Below are 309 nucleotides of genomic sequence, written 5' to 3'. Positions count from 1 at the left end.
GCAATATCGCGAGCAATGTCGCCGGCGCCCAACTCGGCGTGTCCGCGCGGGAGTTCGTCAACGGCGCCTGACGTGCCAACAGCGACAAGTTGTTCGAAACCATGGTCCAGCCGAGCTTCAGCGGCCTCGACAAGAGCATCGTCGCCTTCGATCCCAACCCCACCGGCACCACCGGCAACGCTACGGTGCAATTGAGCTTCACCCAGCACGGCGGCCTCGCGGCGTTCGACGCGCAGATCGTCGACAGCTTCGCCGGCGGCATCAACTACACCCTGGTCAGTGTCAGCATCAACGGCGTCAGCTTTGGCC

At 64.1% G+C, this 309-nt stretch carries 1 protein-coding gene; it reads left to right on the top strand.

Features of this window, described 5'->3' with window-relative positions; all coding sequences use genetic code 11:
- Positions 1–101: 101 nt before the first annotated feature.
- Positions 102–309, top strand: a 208-nt coding sequence (locus tag ACZYR5_RS29615) for a hypothetical protein (RefSeq protein ID WP_489107628.1), incomplete at its 3' end; no start/stop codon positions are given.

It is taken from the genome of Pseudomonas sp. F007, assembly GCF_057814275.1.
The sequence above is the reverse complement of the archived record's forward strand: the minus strand, read 5'-3'. Positions and strand labels throughout refer to the sequence as shown.